This is a genomic window from Sedimentibacter sp. B4 (genome assembly GCF_000309315.1).
Taxonomy (GTDB): domain Bacteria; phylum Bacillota; class Clostridia; order Tissierellales; family Sedimentibacteraceae; genus Sedimentibacter; species Sedimentibacter saalensis.
This window is the reverse complement of sequence record NZ_CANG01000252.1, coordinates 1-584: the sequence shown is the minus strand read 5'-3', so window position 1 is coordinate 584 and position 584 is coordinate 1. Positions and strand designations below refer to the sequence as shown.

Sequence of the window (584 nt, the reverse complement as noted above, 5' to 3'; positions counted from 1 at the left end):
TCGTTTGTATTCATACTTCCGCTGCCCTGTGAACCAGACTGATTAGCGTTTTGGAAAATCATATTCTGTGAAGAGCTGCTTTGTTGTCCTTGTGACTGCATGCCTTTAGATTGCATCCCACCGGACTGTTGCTGACCTCCGCTTTGCTGTCCTACAGCAGGCATCTGTCCTTTAAGAAGCTGGTCAATTGTATTGTAATGTTCTTGTTCAATTTGACCATTCTGCTTAAAAATGTTTTTAAGATTAGGGTCTGAGGCTAAATTGGCATAATTAGCATACTTCTGAATACAAAGTTTTTCATGGTTTTTCTGGTCTTCAAGCAAATATCTTTCTTTTGTTGAAAAATTCATATAAACACCTCCTACAATATTATTTTCAAAACAACAAAATATATCCCTTAAATGACCGAATTTTTAAAAAATCAAATTTTATATTTTAAAAAAGGTTGTGTAATGCTTAAAAAGTATTATAATGTTATCAGCATGCTGGAAATATTTGCTTAATACTTTATTAGGAGATAGTTATGAAATACACCGTTGATAAATCAGTATTTGAACTGAACAAAGAGATTAAGTTTGGAATTT

The 584-nt window shown here is 32.7% G+C and carries 1 protein-coding gene; it reads right to left on the bottom strand.

Annotated features, from left to right (window positions below; all coding sequences use genetic code 11):
- The coding region (locus tag BN358_RS10975) for a ferritin-like domain-containing protein (protein ID WP_019229152.1) at window positions 1-350 on the bottom strand (350 nt) is incomplete at its 3' end.
- Between the last annotated feature and the right edge of the window lie 234 nt (window positions 351-584).